Here is a 20239-nt window from a genome sequence, read left to right as displayed (position 1 = left end):
TTACCCAGTCGTTGCGAAAATCCGGATGCTAGTCGGCATAGCGGTAAATCGGATTGATTTGCGTGTTATGGTCGAGCTTGATCAGTTCATTGATCAAGCCGTCGTTCAGGCCGTATACCCAGCCGTGTAAAGTGGGTTTGTGCCCATGTTTCCAGGCCGACTGAATAATCGAGGTATGCGCCAGACGATAAACTTGCTCGATGATATTCAGCTCGATCAGGCGATCGGTTTTTTTCTCCGGCGCAATAGACTCAAGCTCTTCCTGATGCAAACGGTAGACATCTTTAATATGCAGCAGCCATTTATTGGTGATAACCAGATCGGATTTTTGCGGCTGCAAGGCCGCTTTCACGCCACCGCAGCCGTAATGGCCGCAAACGATAACATGCTTAACTTTTAAGACGGAAATGGCGTATTGCAAGACGCTCAGGCAATTGAAATCGGTGACGATGACCTGATTGGCAATATTGCGATGCACAAAAATCTCGCCGGGCTTGGCGTTGACGACGGTCTCCGCGGGCACCCGGCTATCCGAGCAGCCTATCCATAAAAAGTCGGGCCTTTGCTCTTTGGCCAACTGGACAAAAAAATCAGGATCTTTCCTACTGACTTCTTCCGACCAGGCTTTGTTTTCCAGCAGTAATTTCGTGGGTGTAATCATAATGGGTGTCCTTATTTTCTATCACTATGCGTTCTGGAGCGGATCCGGAACGGGTTGTTCAAAAGAATGTGTCTTTACTGGCAATACTATATCGAATCGAAACTACATGGCAATTGCTTTACGCTTTAAATCTGGGTTAAAGCAAAATTTATATTGAACCATCGCTCAGCGCGCCTGAAATTGTGGTTCTCTGCGTGAGTATGGATGTTGGTGCCGCCCGCGGAGCCACCACGCTTAAGCGCTGCCACCAGGACTGCACACTGGTTTCTTGCCAGGACAACAGCCATTGCGGATACAGACCTATCACCAATACCAGCAGCGCCGGCACGACCAGCAATGCCAACTCGCGTGGGCGCAGATCCTGTACTTTGACTACGCTGTTGTGCACAAGCGGGCCGAAGAATGCCCGTCTGACAAAACCCAACAGATACGCCGCGCCCAAAACCGCGCCAAACAAAGCCACCATCGCCAGTGCCGGATAAGCCTGCAATGCGCCGAGTATCATCAGCAATTCCGCGGGGAAGCCATTGGTGCCGGGCACGCCGATACTGGATAGCGCAAACACGAAAAATAGCGTAGTTAAGCGCGGCATGGGTTTGGCCAAGCCGCCGAGATGAACCAGATCGTTGCTACCCAAGCGTTGCTGGATCATGCCGGCGATCAACATCAGGCTGCCGGCGACTATACCGAAATTCAGCAACTGCATGACCGCACCTTGTAAACCTTGCAAATTAAAAGCGGCGATACCAACGATGACCAGGCCGACATGGCTAATGCTGGAATAAGCCAGCAAACGGCGCAGATTGGTTTGCTGCAACGCGATCAAGGCGCCGTAAATCAGCGTCACCGCACCCAGTATCGCCAACAGCCAGCGATGTTCCAAGGCGGCTTGCGGCGCCAGCGGTATCGCAAAACGAATGATGCCGTAAACGCCCAGTTTCAAACCGACCAGCAAGGCGCTCAGAAAAGTCGGCGCCTCAATGGCAGTGGTCGGCAGCCAGGTATGAAACGGCAGCAGCGGCGCTTTCACCGCAAACCCCAAAAACAGCAGCAGAAAGATCAGACCCTGCGCCGACTCGGATATCGGCGTGTTGAGTAAAACCGGCAAACTGAACGTCAAGTCCTGCGGAATGGTCCCGCCGTTAGCCTGCGCGTGATTCATCGCCAGTAAAATGATCCCGAACAACAGCGGTACGCCGCCGAATAACATATACAAGGTATATTTCATCGCCGCGTACCGTCGCTCCGCGCCTACGCCCCATAAACCGATCAAGAAAAAAATCGGCGGCAAGGTCAGCTCCCAAAACAGGAAGAATAAGGCCAAGTCCAATGCAGTAAATACACCGATAGTTACGCTCTCCAGCGCCAGCATCAATGCCAACTGAAAGCGGTTTAATTGCCGCACGCTGTTCCAGCCGGCCAACAAAGCCATCAGGGTCAGCAAGGCCGTCATCGGCAGAAACAGTATGGAGATACCGTCTACACCGAGTTGATAGTGAATATTCAAGCCGGGTATCCAGGGATAGTTTTCCAGCAACTGAAAATCGCCGCGCGCGGTATCGAAAACCCAAGCCGCGGCAACGGTAAACAGCAATTCGACAACGGCTACCAGCAATGCGCCGCGCTTGGCTAACTGGCCATCCCGGATGAATACCAGCGACAGGGCTCCCAGCAGCGGCCAAGCCAGACACAAGGACAGCCAAGGGAAATTATCAATCATGGTGCGGGCCGTTCATATGGTGGCTGTGATGTTCCGGATAATGTTCGCCGATTTCCTTGGCTTCCTGATCGATATATTTCAGCCAGGGGGTGGTGTAAAAACCGGTGCCGATCAGCAAGCCGCAAATAGTCACAGCGATAATCCGTTCTTTTAACACCGGGTGATGAATGCTGCCGTAGGGCTGCACGAAGCGTTTGGGGTGCGCAATGAACAGCCGTTGAAACGCCCAGAGCAAAAAAGCCGCGCCCAGCACGTTACCCAGCAAAATCGCAATCGCGATATACCAACCGTGTTCCTCGATAGTGCCTTCGATCAACAAATGCGCCGCGTCGAACCCCGGCGTGCCCGGCATGACCATGGTGCTGAGCGCGGAAATCAAAAACAGCAAGGCGATAGTCGAATTGGTCTCGAACAAACCGCCCAAGCGCGGCAGGAACGAGGTACGAGTACGTTCGTAAATCAAACCGATACTGAACAGCATGCCGGCCGTCGCCAGACCGTAAGCTATCGACAGCAGAATACTGCCTTCCAGCGCAAAATCGTTGAAGGAAAACACGCCTATCACCAACATGCCGGTATGACTGATTACCGCAAACGCCAACAGTCGGCGCATATTGATCTGCATCAACGCCAGCAAGGCGCCATAAAAAATGCCGATCAAGCCCAGATCGACGACAAAATGCACCCACTGCTCGGCGGCGCCGGGCACTAGCGGCAGAATGAAGCGGATCAAGGCGTAAATGCCCAGTTTCAAGCCGGTCAAAAAAATCGCCGCGCTGGCAGCCGTGCCATGCTCGGCCAGCAAGGGCAGCCAGGCGTGAAACGGAAACAGAGGCATGCGAATGGCAAAGCCGAAAAACAGCAGGATAAAGATCAGGGTTTCGTTGGGAATCGCCAGGTTGTGATGTTTCAAGGTTAACCAATCAAAACTTAGATCCAGCCCGTTTTGCGCCAAACCAAAGCTCAACAGCACAAAACCGGCCAGACTCATCGCCAGACCGGACAGCCAGTATTGCAATACCGTTTTAACCACCTGGTTGCGCTGTTTGCCGGTACCGGCGAACACCGTCAATAACACCACCGGCACCAGTTCCAGCAAACACCAAAACCAGAATTGCAGGGTATTTAGCGCGGCAAACGCGCCGATTAAAATGCCTTGATAGGCCAGTAAGCAGGCGATAAACAGACGATCCTTGCGATGCCGGGTGATCAAGGTATACACCAGCGCCAGCAAGCCTAAAATCGCCGTTAGCGGAATAAACAGAATATTGGTGCCGTCCACGCCAACCCGATAGTTCATCCCCAGCAATTGAAAATGTTCGGCAAGATGGATGCCGGGCGTTTCCGAATCGAATATCAGCAACAGATAAATACTCAACAACACGTTCAGCAGCGCGCCGCCAAAGGCCAGCCGTACGCTATAAATCGGCTTGGCAGATACTACCACCAACATGGTCAGCAACGGCACCAACGTCAACACCGTTAACAGCGGCACCGCCGCCACTGCATGCCAGAAAACAATAGGGGTATTCATCGGTATCCCAGCGCTACCATCAAGGTAATCAACACAAACAAGGCCAGATAGCGCGGCTGTAACAATAATTGTTCGAAACGGTTGGCAGCCTGACCCAGGCGCCGGCCAAATCGAATCGAATCGCGGCCGATGCCGCGCAGAATGAAGTGATATTCAAACCAGTTCAGCAAGGCTGCGGTCCATTCCGCCAGTTTGCCGGCCAGACCGCTGCCTTGAGCGAAGCTGTCTTCCTGGCTATCCAGGTTGGCGCCCATTTTTTGCTCTTCCCATTGCGCCAAGGACGACACCGCTTTGATAGCCGGTGCCGGCGCGCCCAAGGCAGGATCGACGATGTGCTCGTCGATGTAGCGCGCATCCTTGGCCAGGCGCATAACCGGTTTCACCAACAACCAATCCATGGCCGGCTCCAGCCAGCCGCGCTGCAAGGAAGCGATAAAGGCCCAGCGGCAATTTGCCAGCGCCGGCGCCACCGGTCGAATCGGTTGTCCGTGGGTGTTGTGCAAGATGGACGGCGCGGTTAGCAGCAAATAGCACCGCACTACCGCATGCGCACCCAGATGCCAGGCCGCCAAAGTCCAAAATCCCAAACCGCATTCGACAAACATCAAGCCCAGTTGCGCGGAAGTGGCAAAGATTTGCGAGCTTTTAATATCGGTCTGGCTCAAGCCTACCCAATAACTGTAAATTGCCGTCAGTGCGCCAACCACCGTCAACACCAGCATGGCCAGCGGTACCTGCATGAACAGGGGCTGCAATTGAATCATCAAAAACACGCCGGCATGGATCATCGCCCCGCCGTAGAAAATAGCGCTGGACGGCGTTGGCCCTTCCATTGCCCGCGCCAGCCAGGGCGTGAACGGAATCTGCGCAGATTTGGCGCATGCCGCCACGGCAAAACTCAGGGCCAGCAAGGTAGCATCGCCCGCTTCCAGATCGGCCGCGCTGCTGTTGATGGTTTGCCAATCGGCGTTTTCCAACCAGGCCAGGGCCAGACCGATTGCCAAAATAAAACCGCCGTCGCCGATGCGGTTGGTCACAAATACGCGGGTGGCGTTATGCGCGGCGATGGGCCGGTCATAGGCGTAAGCAATCAGCCAATACGAGCAAACCCCGGCCATCTCCCAGGCGATAAAGGTAAACACCGCGTTGCCGGACAACACCAACAGCAGCATGGCCGCCGCGAATAAATTCAGGATGAAAAAAAAGCGGTGGAAGCCGGCCTCGCGGTGCAGGTAATTCACCGAAAAGCGCAACGCAACCAGCAATAGCAAGGAAAACAGACTCGCCAAAGCCAGATTGAAACCGCCGGTAGTCAGTTTGTAATCTATGATCAGCGAACCGCTTCGCAGCCAGGTACCGTATGAGACTGAGTCGGGAAGCTGGCCGGATAAATCAGCTATCAATAAGCTTAAGGCGGTCAACACCGATAGGCTAATAGCCGTTAAAGCCAGCCGGGCCGTAGTTTTCTCGCCGGCCTCGCCATCGATAATCCGGCAAAAATGCAGGCTGCCGATCAGCAGCGCGGCCAGCAACGGAAACAAGGGAATCAGGGTTGCGTAGGCCGCCATACTCAGACAACTCCCATTGGACCGGGCTGTTTGATCAGCATCGGCGCCACCGGCTGGGTTTCGTCGCGATAACAATCCGGCGAGTTGTCCCGTAGCGGCAGTTCGATGTTGTCCGGTTGCCAGCGCACGAAGCCGACACCGCGCTGAAACACAAATATCTCGCCGCTATCCTGGTCTTTGGCGCAGAGATGCACCCAACCGCCGCCGATCAATTCCCGCAGGCTTTCTTGCCTTCCGTAAATCTGCTCCAACACTGTGGTTTTCGCCTCGACAATAATTTGCAAACGCATGGCCTCGTGAATCTCGATCATTTGCCGGGGTAAGCCGGTGCGCAAGTCGCTGCTGGCACCTTCCATCACCGCACAGAAGCCAGTCAAATTGTGCGGCACTTTCGAACCGCAACCCAGCCGTTCGTTATTCACGGTGGAAAAATAATATTCCAGGTTGATGCCGGCCCCGACCGGACCGACCGCCAGCAAAATGCCTTCCAACACTGTCCCCTCCGGGTCCTGGCTCGGATCGTAGGAAATCAAAAACAGGCGACGGTCAAAAAATGCACCTTGCGTTAAAGAGCGTCTACCGACCAGTGCCGCAGCGTTGGTGGCATGGCCCAACTCCGGCCGAGCCTGGGAAAAATCGGCAGCGCGATTTAGAAAATGCCGTAACGCCTGCTGCGGTTCCGGCCGGCGCGGCGCGGACGCCAAACGCCGGCAGCGCTCGTGAGCCGACATGCACTGCGCGTGTTGCATCTGCTGCATAAATTTGTTGAAGGCCGGTTGGCGCTCCGGCGGCACGGCGCTGCTGTCATACCAAGTGATGTCTTCGTCGCAGGTATTGTGTTCGGCGCCGATGAACCAGGTGTCGGCTGGAATGACGATCCCGCGCTCGGCCAGTAATTGCCTGACCTCGGGCCGGTTTGCCATTGCCGCGAACAACCGGGCGTTCGGTCCGCCGTGCCGGCCGCTGCAAGCGCCGCAATCGTACGCGGATAAATGCGGATTGTTCTGACTCATCGAACCATGGCCCATCAATACGACCAATTCGGCAAAGCCGTAAGTCAGGCCGGTATTACGCAAAAATCCGGCAATTCGGTCGGCTTGCTCCTGGTCGGTAAAGCCTAATCTGGGCTGTTGGGGCGAGGCCGGTGTCTCAGGGTTACCAGCGGTAAAATGCAATTGCGATGGCACGTCGGGTGCGATGCCTTTCGCCACCGCAGCCAGCAACTGCTGCTGCGTTTTGGGAATGAAGCTTTTCGCTAGCAAACCGAGCAAAGTAAACGGCGCCATGGCATTGATCATCGGATAGGCCAGCAGCGCATCCCGGCGCAAACCGTGCTGAAGCAAATCGGCAAGCCGTTGCTTTAGATTGCGGCCTTGCCGGCGCCGGGCCAAGGCTTTTTCCTGGCCGGGTTGACTGCATTCCTGAACGTTATGTGCCGGTACGACCACCACCGGACAAAGGGCCGTCAATTTGCTATCGTCAAGGCCTTGATAATTCATCGGTACGCCAAAAAAACCGGCGGCTCCCAGCGTTTCGATAGCCGGATTGAGTTCTTCCAAGTGACGGCGGATGCCTTCCTCGCGATCATCCATGCAAAACACGATTTGTGCTGCGGGGCGATTGTCTCGTTGCGCCCAGCGCCCGCGATTATGATTGGCGTGCAGGGCTTGCAGCAGCGCTTGTTGATAGTGGCGTTCGTAGGCGTTCAGCCAAATAGTGCTGCGATCCGTTTCGCTGAAAGCGTCGATGCTGGCCAAGCAATCCAACAGCGGGGCCGGCTCTGATCGCTGCACGTCACTGGCGGTTAATCCAAGCAATTGGCAAAGGCGAAACAAGCGCCAACCCTGGTTATAAATACTGAGGGCTGAGGGAGCCAACGGACTAAGTTGCCAGGTCCAGATCCGTTCGGCCACGGTCTGCCAGACCTGTTTGTCCCGCGCCGAATCTTTCAGTAAAGCCTGTGACGCAAGCGCCAGATACTCCGGCAATTGGCCTTGAAACAAAGTATGCCTGACCGAAAACTCGGCCAGGTTTTTCGAAAAATAACCGCGGAGTTTGTCCAGTTGCGCCTCGCAACCCCATTGCTGCCTGCATAGCTGTTCTGCGTACAGCCGATCCAGAATCAAGCGTATCGCCAGATAATCGGCCAATAGGGGCTGGGTGGCGTCATCCGCTTGATAATCGGGATGAGTTTGCCGCCAGTTGATCAAACCCGACCAACCCGGTAGTTCAAGGGCTAGCCTTTGCAGATAGCCAACCCAGCGGGATTCTGGGATTTTCAGTGCTACCAGCTCTTGCGCAATCGCATCTATGGGTTCCGCAGGTAATGCTCCCGTAACCGTTTGCCAATTATGTAGTTCCTGAAAAACCGGCTGGGCATCGTAGATCAAACTCTCGCGCCAGGCTTCGTACAAACCCAGTTCTTGGCGCTTAGGCAATCGCCAGGCCGCCAGACCTTCATCCAACAATGATGCACATAAGCGAATCAATTGCGGGCGTACCGAGTCCAGAATATCCTCGCCGGTCAACGCCAACAGCAAGCCGCGCAAGGTCAAACGGTCGCCGACCCGTGCAAAAAGGCTTTCCAGGCTCTCCATACAAGATTGGCGCATCTGCTGTTCCGCACCGGCATTCGCCGCATCCGGCAGCCATTGCCGGATTTGCTCGGCGGACAAATCCAGCAAATCTTCCGGATGCAAATTCGGCATTTGCAAACCAAGCTTGGCGAGCAAACCATCCCATAAATCGGCAGCCTTTTCGCCGTTGCTTAACATATTCTCCAACACCCGGAGTTCGCGCACTTGCCAATCGAATTGCGCAGGCTTCAGGGCCGCCAAATCGTGCAGCAAGGCCAGTCGGTAAAGCATGTGTTGCGTGATGGTTTTGCCATTGACCTTGAAAATCTCGGTGTCCAGCGCATCAGCAAACTGCCGCGCCAACGCAGCATCAATATCGTCATCGGCTATCCGGCCTTGCGCATAAAACTCGCGAAACTGTTCGGCCGGCAGGTAGCAACTGATACCCGTCAATTCGGTAAAGTCCGCCAGCGCTTGTTCGAACGGCAGGTGTTGAAAACCATGCAAGGTATTGTGATGCACAAAATCGTGAATCGGCGCCTGTCCCGGCAGCACATGATCCAGGTGATGGATCGCGTCTATGATGATGTCGCGCTGGGAAGCGATATTTGATAAGGAATCGTGCATGGTCAAATCAATTCCATATTCATTGACACGCCAAACGATTGGGGTCGTCCCTTGAAGTTGGTAACGGTGTTTATCCCGTATGCCGCGCCGAGCACCGGAGCGTTCGCCGAGAATAGCCCGATAGGGGCGGCGCATGGATGCGAAGCGTTGCCGAAGGGCCAAGGATGGCCCTTTCGGCAACCCTCGGCGAACGCTCTGGAGCGCAGGATAAAAGCGGCGTCCGGGCCGCCTTTTCTTTGGCTACTTTCTTTTGGCGGAGCAAAAGAAAGTAGCTCGGCTGTCGGTCCGAGAACCGACGTTAAAATGCCGTCGCGATAGCGACACATCATTATCCAAGCAACCGCACGTTCAACAAAAAACAACATCACGGCAACCTCTCCCCCATCACCAACAACATCTTCCCCACCGTCGCGGTAGACAAATCAATCAAAGGCGCCGGCAACAAACCGAACAACACGATACCCGCCACCAATACGCCGGACGCCATCAGTTCAAGCGGTTTCAGATCGGCAATATTAAGCATTTGCGACTTCACCGGACCGGTAAACAGCAAGCCGATGGTGCGCATCGCATAGGCGGCGCTGATCAGAATACTGAGGCTAAAAAACACCATCAAACCGCCCCATTCCTGAAAGCCGCCGATTAGGGTATGCAGTTCCGCGATAAAACCCACGGAGCCGGGCAAGCCCATGGCCGCCAGCAAGGTCAAGGTGGTTAAGGTGGCGAAGCGCGGCATGACCTGCACCAGCGAACTGTAATCTTGAATGTTACGGGTATGCGTGCGTTCGTAAAGCAGACCCACCAATAAAAACAACGCGCCGGCGATCAGGCCGTGCGCGGTCATTTGTAATATCGCACCGGTGAAGCCGGTTTGATTCAGCGCGGCGATGCCCAGCAGGACCACACCCATATGACTCAAAGAGGAGTAGGCCACCATGGCTTTCAGATCGCGTTGCCGCCAGGCCAGCAAGCCGCCGTAAAGCATGCCGAACAGGGCCAGAAATACCAGCAGCGGTTGAATCAATTTGGCGGCGACCGGCAGCATCACCACGCAGCGCAGCAAGCCGTAGGCGCCCATTTTTAAGAGAATGCCCGAGAGTAAAATGCTGATTGGACTAGGCGCTTCGACGTGAGCCAACGGTAGCCAGCCATGCAGCGGAAAAATCGGCATTTTCACGCCAAAGCCGATCAGGAAGCCCAGCAGAACCAAAACCTGTTCGATCTCCGGCATGTTTTGCGCGGCTTGGCCCATCGATGCCATCAAAGAGCCCTGGTTTTCCAGATCGTATTGACTGATCGCCAGCAAACTCAGCAACATAAACACCGAGCCGCCCATGGTATACAGCACGAAATTCAAACTGGCGGCATGCCGGCGTTTGCCGCCCCAGCGGTCGATCAGGAAAAACAGCGGGATCAAGGTCACTTCCCAGAAGATGTAAAACAGCGCCCAGTCTTGCGCCATAAACACGCCGAGCATGCCGAATTCCAACAATAGCACGGAAATATGATAGCCCTTGATGCTATCGGCCAAAGAAAAGGAAGCCAGCAGGGCAATGCAAGTCAACAGCGCAGCCAGCACCAGCATCGGCATGGACAGGCCGTCCACACCCAAAGCATAAGCACTGCCCAGTTTGGGGTTAAGCGGATAGAACTCGCTAAATTGCAGCGCGGTGTCGTCGGCGTCAAACTGGAGCAATAGCAAACCAGCCAGCAACAAAGCCGCCAAGCTGAATACATTAGCTACAATTCTGATCAATCGGCTATTCCGGCCGGAGACCAGTACCAGCAATATTGCCCCCAGCGCCGGGGTCCATAACAGCGCGCTTAGCATCACCATTGTTATCGTCTAAGTCCAATACAGCAAACATTCTAACGACATTTGGTTGAAAAAAGCCAATCCGACCAAGAATTGGTTTAAATAAACCAGACGGCCGTTTAGGGCTTGCACTATCGGACGGTAGAGCCGATTTCGCAAAGCCCGGCGCTTCGTGTAACCTAAGCGCAGCAAAAAATATCGGGATTTGGGGATCCTGCGCATGCCAAACATGGTCACGCTAGCGATTAGCGCCAATAGCTCGGCGACGTTTGTAAACGCTGTGCGTATGAATGCCACCCGAGTTCTTCACCCCGTTTTCCCGCGAATTGATAGCCTGTAACAACTATGCAAATCCACATGATAGCCGTCGGCAACAAAATGCCGGACTGGGTACAGCAAGGTTATAATGAATATGCCAAGCGGCTGCCGCGCGAATGCGAGTTGCTGCTAAAGGAAATTGCCCCGGACAAACGCCGTAGCGGCGACATTGCCCGAATCACCAAGGACGAAGGAGAACGCATGATAGCGGCATTGCCCAGCCGGGCGCACGTGGTGACGCTGGACATACCCGGCAAACCCTGGACCACGCCGAATTTGGCGCAAGCCTTGCAACGCTGGCTGGGCAACGGTCAGCCGGTCGCATTAATGATAGGCGGACCGGAAGGTTTATCCCAGCAAGTGCGCGACTTGGCACAGGAATCCTGGAGTTTATCGCCGCTGACCTTCCCGCATCCCTTGGTTCGAGTGATTGTCGCTGAACAAATCTACCGGGCCTGGAGTCTGTTGAATAACCACCCTTACCATCGTTAAGCGCATGCACCCACAACTGATCCTGGCCTCCGCCTCGCCGCGCCGCAGCGAATTGCTCAAGCAAATCGGCATCCGTCACAGTATCATGGCGGTCGATATTGACGAAACGCCGCGGCCGGGCGAAACACCGACTGCTTACGTCGAACGGGTAGCCGCAGAAAAATCGGCGCTCTGTCTGGCAACGGTCGACACTGATTTACCGGTACTGGCCGCGGATACCAGCGTGATTTGCGACGGCCGCATCCTCGGCAAACCGGACGATTTGCAGCACGCCATTGAAATGCTCAGTCATCTGTCCGGTCGCAGCCATCAAGTCTATAGCGCGGTATCCTTACGCGGTGAGCAACACTGGCAAGCGCTTAGCGTCAGCGAAGTACGCTTCCGATACTTGAGTCATCAGGAAATCGTCGCCTATTGGCAAACCGGGGAACCGTGCGACAAGGCTGGCGCCTATGCGATTCAAGGCTTGGCCAGCGTATTTATCGAATCGATCACCGGCAGTTTTTCCGGCGTAATGGGCTTACCGCTCTTCGAAACCGCGCAATTATTAAGCCTAGCAGGCATAGACATCATCCAATGAGCGAAGAAATATTAATCAACGTCACGCCGCCGGAAACCCGAGTCGCGGTGATCGAAAACGGCGTCCTGCAAGAGCTGATTATCGAACGGGTCCGGCAAAAAGGTTTGGTCGGTAACATTTACAAAGGCGAAGTGTGCCGGGTGTTGCCGGGCATGCAGGCGGCTTTTGTGGATATTGGTTTGGAAAAGGCGGCGTTTTTGCATCTCTCCGATTTCAGCAGCAAGGAACTGGCCGAAAGAGCCTCGGAAAATATCGAACACTATTTAAAGGAAGGCCAAAAATTGGTGGTGCAAGTCACCAAAGATCCGCTCGGCAACAAAGGGGCGCGGTTGACCACCGATATTTCCATCCCGTCCCGCTACCAAGTTTACATGCCCTATGCCGGTAACTCCGGCGTCTCGCAACGTATCGAATGCGAATCCGAACGCACCCGCTTGCGGGCTTGCATCGAAGCCTATCAGCTGAAACACCAGGTGCCGGGCGGCTTCATCGCTCGCACCGCCGCCGAATGTGTGGAAGACGTGATTTTGTATTCCGACATGACTTTTTTGCACAAACTCTGGGAATCCATCCTGGAAAAAAGCAGCAAGGCCAAAGTCAAAACCCTGATCCATGAAGACCTGCCGCTCAGCATCCGCACCTTGCGGGATTTGTACAAGGACGGCATCGAAAAAATCCGCGTCGATTCCAAGGAAACCTTTCTACGCTTGGTCGAATTCGCCGAAACCTTCGTGCCGGAAATCGTTTCTGTGATCGAGCATTATTCGGGCGAGCGGCCGGTGTTCGATATTTACAACGTGGAAGACGAAATCAGCAAGGCCCTGGACCGCAAGGTTAAACTCAAATCCGGCGGCCATCTGGTATTCGATCAGACCGAGTCGATGACTACTGTCGACGTCAATACCGGCGGCTACGTCGGCGGTCGCAATCTGGAAGAAACCATCTTCAAGACCAATCTGGAAGCGGCGCAGACCATTTCCCGGCAATTGCGGCTACGGAATTTGGGCGGCATCATCATCATCGATTTCATCGATATGCAGAGCGAAGACCATAAAAAGCAGGTGTTGCAGGCCTTGCAGCGCAACCTGGACAAGGACCACGCCAAGACCAAGATCACCGAAGTATCCGCGCTGGGCCTGGTGGAAATGACCCGCAAACGTACCCGCGAAAGTTTGGAACACATTCTCTGCGAGCCTTGCTCGACCTGCGGCGGCCGCGGCGTCTTGAAAACCGCCGAATCAATCTGCCTGGAAATATTTCGGGAAATTATTCGCGTGGTCAGGCAATACAATGTCCAGCAAATCCTGGTACTGGCTTCCGAACAAGTCGTGGAAATGTTGCTCGACGAAGAAGCCGATATGCTGGCGGAGCTGGAAATGTTCTTGAAAGTCGGCATTAAAATCCGCGCCGAAGCCGAATATAACCAGGAGCACTACGACGTGGTGTTGTTATAGGCGGCTATTTTGGTTATTCACCACGTTACCCGGGCTACCCGACACCTGTTGTTCTGGTCGCTGATCACGATTGCCCTCGTCTTGAGCGCGGTACGGGTTTTTTTGATCGACATTGCCGATTACCGCATCACGCTGGAACAAAAAGTCCGCGAGACCACCGGCATTCCGCTGCATATCGGCAAACTGGGCGCGAATATGCGCGGCTTCAGCCCGGAATTATTGTTGCGGGAAATCGCTATCGAAGGCGCCGAAGCCGGGGCGAAGCCGGCTATCCGTTTGCAAGAAGTTCGGATCGGTATCGATTTACTGGAATGGCTATTGACCCAGGACCCCATGGCCGCCAGTTGGGTGACACTGGTGGGCGCCAAACTGGATATTCTGCGTAATGAGGACGGCAGCCTCAGCATCAAAGGCCTGCAAAGCAGCGACGGGCAACCGCTGTGGCTGTTACAGGGCGGCAAATACGAGATCCTGCAAAGCCAGGTGACGTGGCAGGATCTGAAGCGGCATCGGCCGCCGGTAACGGTCGAACACTTCGATTTGCTGATCAAAAACCACTATCTGGATCAAAGCCACGAGATCCATCTAGTTAGCAGTTTACCGGAGCAATACGGCGATAACTTGCGCATTTCCGCCCAACTTGACGGCAATATCTTTCAGGCCAATGGCATCAACGGCCAAATTTATGTGGAAGGCAGCAATCTGCAAGGGCCGGCTTGGCTGATCGAGGATTTACCGCTGGGTTTGCATTTGGAATCCGGCTCGGGCGATATGCGGATCTGGAGCCAATGGCGCGACTCGATGCCTTACCAAGTTAGCGGTTATCTGCAAGGCCAACAGATTAAACTCGGCAGACAGCAAGGCAAACCGCTGCAACTCGACACCTTTGAAGGCAATCTGGCCTGGACCGAACAAAACGGCCGGCAACGTTGGAGTGCCTACGACGTCAACGTTTTCGCCAATCATCAGCGCTGGCGGGATGCCGAGCTCTATCTACAGCAGGATGCGCAAGGCAACCTCAGCGGCGTGATCAAACAGTTGAATCTGCAAGCCTTGATGCATTTGATACCGCCGTTTTTAACGGCAGAGCAAACGGATTGGGCTAAATGGCTGTCACTCAATCCACGCGGCACTTTGCGCGATCTGTCGTTTTACGCTGAGAGCAATCAGCAACGCTATGCGCTCAACGGCCATTTCAGCCAACTGGGCAACGATGCGCAAGGCGACGTGCCGCAATTACAAGAGCTAAGCGGCTCTATCATTGCCGGCGACCAGGGCGGGCAACTGATATTCGACAGTACCAACGCCAAATTCAATGCGCCGCAAATGTTTAGGAGTAGCCTGGACGTCCCGCGTTTACAAGGCCGAATCAACTGGCGGCAAACCGACAGCGACTGGCAAATCGCTAGCGAAAATCTGCAACTGGACAGCGCGGCCTTCCACACGCAGACCCATCTGCAACTCAGCATCCCCAAGAATGACGACAGCGCTGTCATCGATATGCGCACCCGTTTCGACAATTTCAAAGACATCAGTAATGTACCGCAATACCTGCCGGCCAAAATCATGGGTAAGGATGCGGTCGCCTGGCTGGACGATGCTTTTATCGGCGGGCATATCGACAAGGGCGAAATGCGCTTGAACGGAAGGTTAGCGGACTTCCCGTTCACTAACGGTCCCGGCCTATTTGAAGTAGTGTTTGAGATAGACGACGGCGAAATTCAGTTCAACGCCCTGTGGCCGCATTTGCGTGCGGTGCATGCCGATGTGCAATTCCTCGGCGCGGATCTGAACGTGGCGATTAACGGCGGCCATAGCGAAAACGTCGACATCAATCAAGCCGTGGTTTCGATTCCTGATCTGGCCAATAGCGATTATGTTTACGTGTTGGGCCAGGTGCAGAGTAAGCTGCCGCAAAGCTTGCAGTATCTGCAAAAAACCACGCTACGCGCCAAAATCGATCCGCTGGCTAAAGTGTTGGCCCCGGATGGTCATACCCAAGTCGACCTGGATCTGAAAATTGCTTACTACGAGACGTTGCCGACCACCGTCAAAGTCGATGCGCATCTGGATAAGGCTCGCTTGCTGGTCAAACCCGTCGATCTGGCCGTCAACGACATCAGCGGTGTGCTGCGCTTTACCGAAGACCGGGTCAGCAGCAACCGCCTGGAAGGCAGTACCCTGGGTTATCCGATACATGCCATCCTGCAAAGCGATGCCAGTGCCACGCAAATCCTGATAGACGGCACCACCGACATCAAGCGCTTGGAAAAACAATTCAGTTTCCTGAAAAACCAGGTTGCCGACGGCAGCTTGAATTATCAAACCGTATTGACGCTGCCTTACGATGCGGCTAAGCCGTCCACCCTGAGCATTAACAGCAACTTACAGGGCGTAACGATCAACACCCAGGATGCTCTGGCCAAATCGGCCGATCAAGAGCAAGCATTGAATCTAAGCTTTATTTTTAACAACAGCCCATACTTGCCACTAAAAATTACTTACGGTAAGGAGTTGAACGCTGCGCTGTTGATCGACGGCAAACAAAATCAACTGCATTCCGGGCATATAGTGTTCGGCCGGAACTCGGCGGACTTTTACGAACCGGTGGGGTTGAAGCTGGAAATCAAGCAGCCGCAATTCAAATTGTCCGACGCGCTTGCCGCATTCTCCGACAACGAAACCCAGCAACGTTTGCCGGCGTTAAAAGAAGTTATTCTGGATACCGAGCAACTGATCTGGCAAGGCCAGAACATCGGCGCGCTAAAATGCCGGTTGCAGCATATCAATCAAGCTTGGCAAGCCACGTTGGACAGCGCGATGGCACGCGGCAAATTGACGATCCCCGACCAGCGCGGCGGCACCAACATCATCAAGCTGCAAATGGATTATCTGAATTTGTCGGCGATGGATAGCCTGAATTTCGACGCGGCAGAAGAAGTCGTTACCGACTTGCCCTTGATCGACATCGACAGCAAGCAACTGCTATGGCGCGGCGTGGATTTGGGTAGCTTGAAGCTGAATACCGAGCGGCTGATCAACGGCATTCATTTCAAACACGTGCAACTGGCCAGCGTGGCCGGTACGATAGATTTCAGTGCGGACTGGATCAAACTGGTCGGCGGCAGTTCGACGCAATTAACCGGCAAGCTGAACATGAACGGTTTCGGCTTGTTTCTGTCGCAGCTAGGTTTTACCGACGATTTAAGAGGCACACACGCCGAAATCAATTTTAACGGCGGCTGGCGCGGCGCCCCGCAGCAATTTTCAGCGGCCAACCTGACCGGGCAAATGCAGTTGAAGTTCAGTGACGGCCGCATTTCCAGCATAGAGCCCGGCTTCGGCCGCTTGCTGGGTTTGATCGCCATGGAACAATGGGCTAAACGCTTGAGCCTGGATTTTACCGACGTCTACCGCCAGGGCTTGGCCTTTGATCAGATTACCGGCGACTTCAAAATCAGCAACGGCTTGGCATATACCGACAATTTATTGATAGACGCGGTATCGGCGAAACTCAGTATAGCCGGCACCGCCGACCTGGTAAAAAAGACCATGGACCACCGCGTTGCCGTCGTGCCCAAGAGTTCCGGGGCAGTGCCGATTGCTGGTACAATCGTGGGCGGTATCGCTGCCGTCATTACCCAAGTGGTGACTGACGATTACAAAGAAGGTTATTTTTTCGGCTCGCAATACAAGCTCGCCGGGCCCTGGGGCAATGTCGAGGTCACGCCGTTACACGATCAAGACGGCTTGGTGCAAAAGGCTTGGCGCGGCTTAACCGGCGGCTGGCTGGAGTCGCTGAGCAAATGAACGGCTCTGCCGAATAAACGGCTCCCCAACAGTTAAAACTATTGAAAACAATTAAAATCAGGGACACCTCATGACCATATGTGCCGCCATCCAGATGGCCTCCGGACCGCAAGTCAGCGCCAATTTGCTTGAAGCCGAGAAACAGATCGCCGAAGCCGTGAAAGCCGGCGCGAAACTGGTAGCCTTGCCGGAAAACTTTGCCATCATGGGTATGAACGAATACGACAAGGTTAAAGTCAGCGAGCAGGATGGAAACGGCCCGATTCAGGATTTTCTGGCCGCCACCGCCAAAAAATACGGCATATGGGTGATAGGCGGCACGATGCCCATGCAAGCCACTGCTCCCAATAAAGTCCGCGCGGCTTGTTTGATCTACAACGAGCAGGGCGAGCGAGTCGCCCGTTACGACAAAGTGCATTTATTCGACGTCAGCGTACCGGATACCGCCGAGGAATACCGCGAATCCGACTCCGTTGAAGCCGGCGACGCCTCCTGCGTGATCGATACGCCGTTCGGCCGGCTGGGTGTGGCGGTTTGCTACGACTTACGCTTTCCGGAATTTTTCCGGCCGATGACCCGGCAAGGCCTGGATATATTGGTGATACCTTCCGCGTTTACCGCCAAAACCGGCGCCGCGCACTGGGAAGTATTGTTGCGGGCCCGCGCCATCGAAAACCTCTGCTACGTCATCGCGCCAAACCAAGGCGGCTTTCATATGAACGGCCGGCAAACCTACGGCCACAGCATGGTAATCGATCCTTGGGGCGTGGTACTGGATTGTTACAAAACCGGCCCGGGCTTTGTCAGCGCCGAAGTCGATAAAAGCCGCCTGGAAAAAACCCGCCTGTCTTTCCCGGTGCTGGAACATAGACGCTTTTTTTGCGAGTGAGCCTTATGTTGTTGAGAACGCTGACTTACAGCCTGCCTTGCCTGTTGCTGGTAGCTTGCGCGGATGCGCCGGACAAATACCGCGACACCCACCACCTGGAACTACCGCCGGTTTTACCGATAGAACACGCCAATCCGCAACCGGCAGTGGCTGCCGACGATTTAAAGCCCAAGTCGGCTTTGGCCGATTTGATGGCGTTTACCGACGAAGGGGGCAAGCCTCTGCTTACCTTGAAAACCCGCCCCGACCGGGCTTGGGAAATGGTCGCCACGGCGCTGAAAATCAGCAATATCGAAGTGCTGGATAAAAGCCAGGAAGATCAACGCTTTCAGGTGCGTTATGACCCCGACACCAGCGGCAAAGATGTCGGCTTGTTGCGCGCTTTATTGAATAATGATTACGACGAAGCCGAATACACCATCAAGTTGAAAGAAGAGCGGCGTGGCTTAACCGTCAACGCCAGCCTGACAAAACCGGAAGATTTGGAGTTTGGCGAAGATGGCTCGGCGGAACTGATTCGTTTGCTACACAAAGCCATAGACGAAAAAATCATCAACCGTCCGCCTGACAAGAAGGCCGACGAGTAAGCGGCAAGGCTTGATTTAAGCGTCGTCCCGTCGCCAGTGCCCGGATTTGCCGCCGCTTTTTTCCAGCAAGCGCACCCCTTGAATCGTCATACCGCGATCCACGGCTTTGCACATATCGTAAATAGTCAGCAAAGCAATCTGGGTCGCGGTGAGGGCTTCCATTTCCACGCCGGTTTGGCCGGTAGTCTTGACGGTGGTTTGACAATACACGCGATGCAGGTCGGTTTGGGCCTGCAGGCTAAGCTCGACATGGCTGATCGGCAATGGGTGGCATAAGGGAATCAGGTCGGCGGTTTTTTTACTGGCCATGATGCCGGCAATGCGGGCGATGCCCAGCACGTCGCCCTTCTTGTGGGTGCCGGCCACAATCAGTGCCAAGGTTTCCGGCTGCATCTCGATGTACCCCTCGCAAACCGCCTGACGCTGGGTGATGGCCTTATCCCCGACATCCACCATATGGGCTTCTCCGGCGGCATTAAAATGAGTGAGCGGCGAATGGGACATGGCATACTAGGCAAGTGGAATCAGCCAAGCATTGTATTACCGGGTGAATAAAGATGTCGATTAAAGTGCTTTACTTTGCAAGCTTGAAGGATCGCGTCGGCCGCAGCTACGACGAGCTAACAATCGATGCGCCGTTGACAGTGCTCGAGGTCTGGCACCGCGCTAATCCAGACATGGACATACCCGATACGCTATTGGCGGCGGTGAATATGGAGTACGTCGGTCTGGATGCCAAGGTTAGCGACGGCGACGACGTGGCGTTTTTTCCACCGGTGACCGGAGGTTGAAATGAATACCATCAAACTCAGCGGCGAGATTTTCGACCCCTGGCAAGAACTGGCCGATTTTCAAACCCAGGCTGTCGACATGGCCGGCAAATACGGCGCCACCGGTGTCTTTGTCGGCACCATGCGTGACTTTAATCAAGGCGACGAGGTACGCGGTATGTACCTGGAGCATTATCCAGGGATGACCGAAAAACAATTACAGCGTATTGTCGAACAAGCCCAAAGTCAGTGGCAATTGTTGGAGGTGTTGCTGATTCATCGCATCGGCCAGGTATGGCCCAACGATACGCTGGTGCTGGTGGCAGTGTGGTCCGCGCATCGCGGTGACGCTTTTGACGCCAGCCGCTTCATTATGGAAAACTTGAAAAGCCAGGCACCGTTCTGGAAACGGGAAACCTTGGAATCCGGGCAAACACGCTGGGTCGAAAAGAACAGTGACGGCTATCTAAAGCAACCTTAGGTCTGTTAAGACTGACGCAAATTACCCGTGGACTTTGTCTCGGCAGCATAATTTACCGTTGGCATTTCGGCCAACGACTGGGCTTGTAGCTGCTGTTGCAGTTCGGCAATTTGCTGGTTGGACTGAGTAAGCTGCTGTTTCAGTTCATTGATGGTTTCATGCAGATATTCGAAGTGAACTTGAAAATAGCGCGCCGACGGGAAGCAGGCATCCAAGGCTTCCGGCGACATTTTGTCCAATTTGGTTCGAGATCGTCTTGTTTTCATATTACACCTAATCATCATTATCGGCTAAAGCATACCCATTCGGCATGATTGCTATGATGCTGTTAATAGTAAGACGTTCCAGAACGCAAA

At 54.4% G+C, this 20239-nt stretch carries 17 protein-coding genes; 8 read left to right on the top strand and 9 right to left on the bottom strand.

Going from position 1 to position 20239, the window contains the following annotated elements; all coding sequences use genetic code 11:
• Positions 1 to 28: 28 nt before the first annotated feature.
• The 7 genes from can to DDY07_RS19370 form a co-directional block, all read right to left on the bottom strand.
• Positions 29 to 661: a carbonate dehydratase gene (gene can, locus DDY07_RS19400; protein ID WP_101053740.1), complete on the bottom strand. Its 633-nt coding sequence runs from the start codon at positions 659 to 661 to the stop codon at positions 29 to 31.
• A gap of 148 nt (positions 662 to 809) precedes the next feature.
• On the bottom strand, positions 810 to 2381 hold the full coding sequence (locus tag DDY07_RS19395) for a NuoM family protein (RefSeq protein WP_171697083.1): 1572 nt from the start codon (positions 2379 to 2381) through the stop codon (positions 810 to 812).
• Positions 2374 to 3915, bottom strand: coding sequence for a NuoM family protein (locus tag DDY07_RS19390; protein WP_171697082.1), 1542 nt, complete (start codon positions 3913 to 3915; stop codon positions 2374 to 2376). Before DDY07_RS19390 ends, DDY07_RS19395 begins: the two co-directional genes overlap by 8 nt.
• Positions 3912 to 5483, bottom strand: coding sequence for a proton-conducting transporter membrane subunit (locus DDY07_RS19385; RefSeq protein WP_171697081.1), 1572 nt, complete (start codon positions 5481 to 5483; stop codon positions 3912 to 3914). Before DDY07_RS19385 ends, DDY07_RS19390 begins: the two co-directional genes overlap by 4 nt.
• Positions 5484 to 5485: 2 nt before the next feature.
• On the bottom strand, positions 5486 to 8686 hold the full coding sequence (locus DDY07_RS19380) for a DUF2309 domain-containing protein (RefSeq protein WP_171697080.1): 3201 nt from the start codon (positions 8684 to 8686) through the stop codon (positions 5486 to 5488).
• Between the two features lie 2 nt (positions 8687 to 8688).
• A complete protein-coding gene (locus DDY07_RS19375; protein ID WP_171697079.1) occupies positions 8689 to 9054 on the bottom strand; it encodes a hypothetical protein in 366 nt (121 codons plus the stop codon).
• Positions 9051 to 10523 carry a NuoM family protein gene (locus DDY07_RS19370; RefSeq protein WP_171697078.1) on the bottom strand — a complete coding sequence of 491 codons (1473 nt, stop codon included), beginning with the start codon at positions 10521 to 10523 and terminating at the stop codon, positions 9051 to 9053. The genes DDY07_RS19375 and DDY07_RS19370 overlap by 4 nt, the downstream gene beginning before the upstream one ends.
• A 324-nt stretch (positions 10524 to 10847) precedes the next feature.
• Here DDY07_RS19370 and rlmH point away from each other — a divergent pair, with 324 nt between their 5' ends.
• The 6 genes from rlmH to DDY07_RS19340 all read left to right on the top strand — a co-directional run bounded on the left by rlmH (position 10848) and on the right by DDY07_RS19340 (position 18632).
• Complete coding sequence (gene rlmH, locus DDY07_RS19365) at positions 10848 to 11312, top strand: 23S rRNA (pseudouridine(1915)-N(3))-methyltransferase RlmH (protein ID WP_033157571.1); 465 nt, start codon at positions 10848 to 10850, stop codon at positions 11310 to 11312.
• 4 nt (positions 11313 to 11316) lie between these two features.
• Positions 11317 to 11892, top strand: coding sequence for a nucleoside triphosphate pyrophosphatase (locus DDY07_RS19360; protein WP_171697077.1), 576 nt, complete (start codon positions 11317 to 11319; stop codon positions 11890 to 11892).
• Entirely contained in the window at positions 11889 to 13346 is a 1458-nt protein-coding gene (gene rng, locus DDY07_RS19355; RefSeq protein ID WP_033157573.1) for a ribonuclease G, read from the top strand. Before DDY07_RS19360 ends, rng begins: the two co-directional genes overlap by 4 nt.
• A gap of 9 nt (positions 13347 to 13355) precedes the next feature.
• Positions 13356 to 17156, top strand: a complete 3801-nt coding sequence (locus tag DDY07_RS19350) for a YhdP family protein (RefSeq protein ID WP_171697076.1) — start codon at positions 13356 to 13358, stop codon at positions 17154 to 17156.
• Between the two features lie 70 nt (positions 17157 to 17226).
• Positions 17227 to 18045, top strand: coding sequence for a carbon-nitrogen hydrolase family protein (locus DDY07_RS19345; RefSeq protein ID WP_171697075.1), 819 nt, complete (start codon positions 17227 to 17229; stop codon positions 18043 to 18045).
• Positions 18046 to 18050: 5 nt separating this feature from the next.
• On the top strand, positions 18051 to 18632 hold the full coding sequence (locus DDY07_RS19340) for an outer membrane protein assembly factor BamC (RefSeq protein ID WP_171697074.1): 582 nt from the start codon (positions 18051 to 18053) through the stop codon (positions 18630 to 18632).
• Positions 18633 to 18647: 15 nt separating this feature from the next.
• Here DDY07_RS19340 and moaC read toward each other — a convergent pair whose 3' ends face one another.
• Complete coding sequence (gene moaC / locus DDY07_RS19335; RefSeq protein WP_171697073.1) at positions 18648 to 19136, bottom strand: cyclic pyranopterin monophosphate synthase MoaC; 489 nt, start codon at positions 19134 to 19136, stop codon at positions 18648 to 18650.
• 53 nt (positions 19137 to 19189) lie between these two features.
• On the opposite strand from moaC, the gene DDY07_RS19330 reads away from it, so the two are divergent.
• Both DDY07_RS19330 and DDY07_RS19325 read left to right on the top strand, forming a co-directional pair.
• A complete protein-coding gene (locus DDY07_RS19330; protein ID WP_171697072.1) occupies positions 19190 to 19423 on the top strand; it encodes a MoaD/ThiS family protein in 234 nt (77 codons plus the stop codon).
• Between the two features lies 1 nt (position 19424).
• Positions 19425 to 19883, top strand: coding sequence for a molybdenum cofactor biosynthesis protein MoaE (locus tag DDY07_RS19325; RefSeq protein ID WP_171697071.1), 459 nt, complete (start codon positions 19425 to 19427; stop codon positions 19881 to 19883).
• A 5-nt stretch (positions 19884 to 19888) separates the two neighbouring features.
• Here the strand turns inward: DDY07_RS19325 and DDY07_RS19320 are convergent, their stop codons facing one another.
• Entirely contained in the window at positions 19889 to 20149 is a 261-nt protein-coding gene (locus tag DDY07_RS19320; RefSeq protein WP_033157580.1) for a hypothetical protein, read from the bottom strand.
• Between the last annotated feature and the right edge of the window lie 90 nt (positions 20150 to 20239).

Origin of the sequence: Methylomonas sp. ZR1 (assembly GCF_013141865.1) — a bacterium.
Lineage (GTDB): Bacteria > Pseudomonadota > Gammaproteobacteria > Methylococcales > Methylomonadaceae > Methylomonas.
The sequence above is the reverse complement of the archived record's forward strand: the minus strand, read 5'-3'. Positions and strand labels throughout refer to the sequence as shown.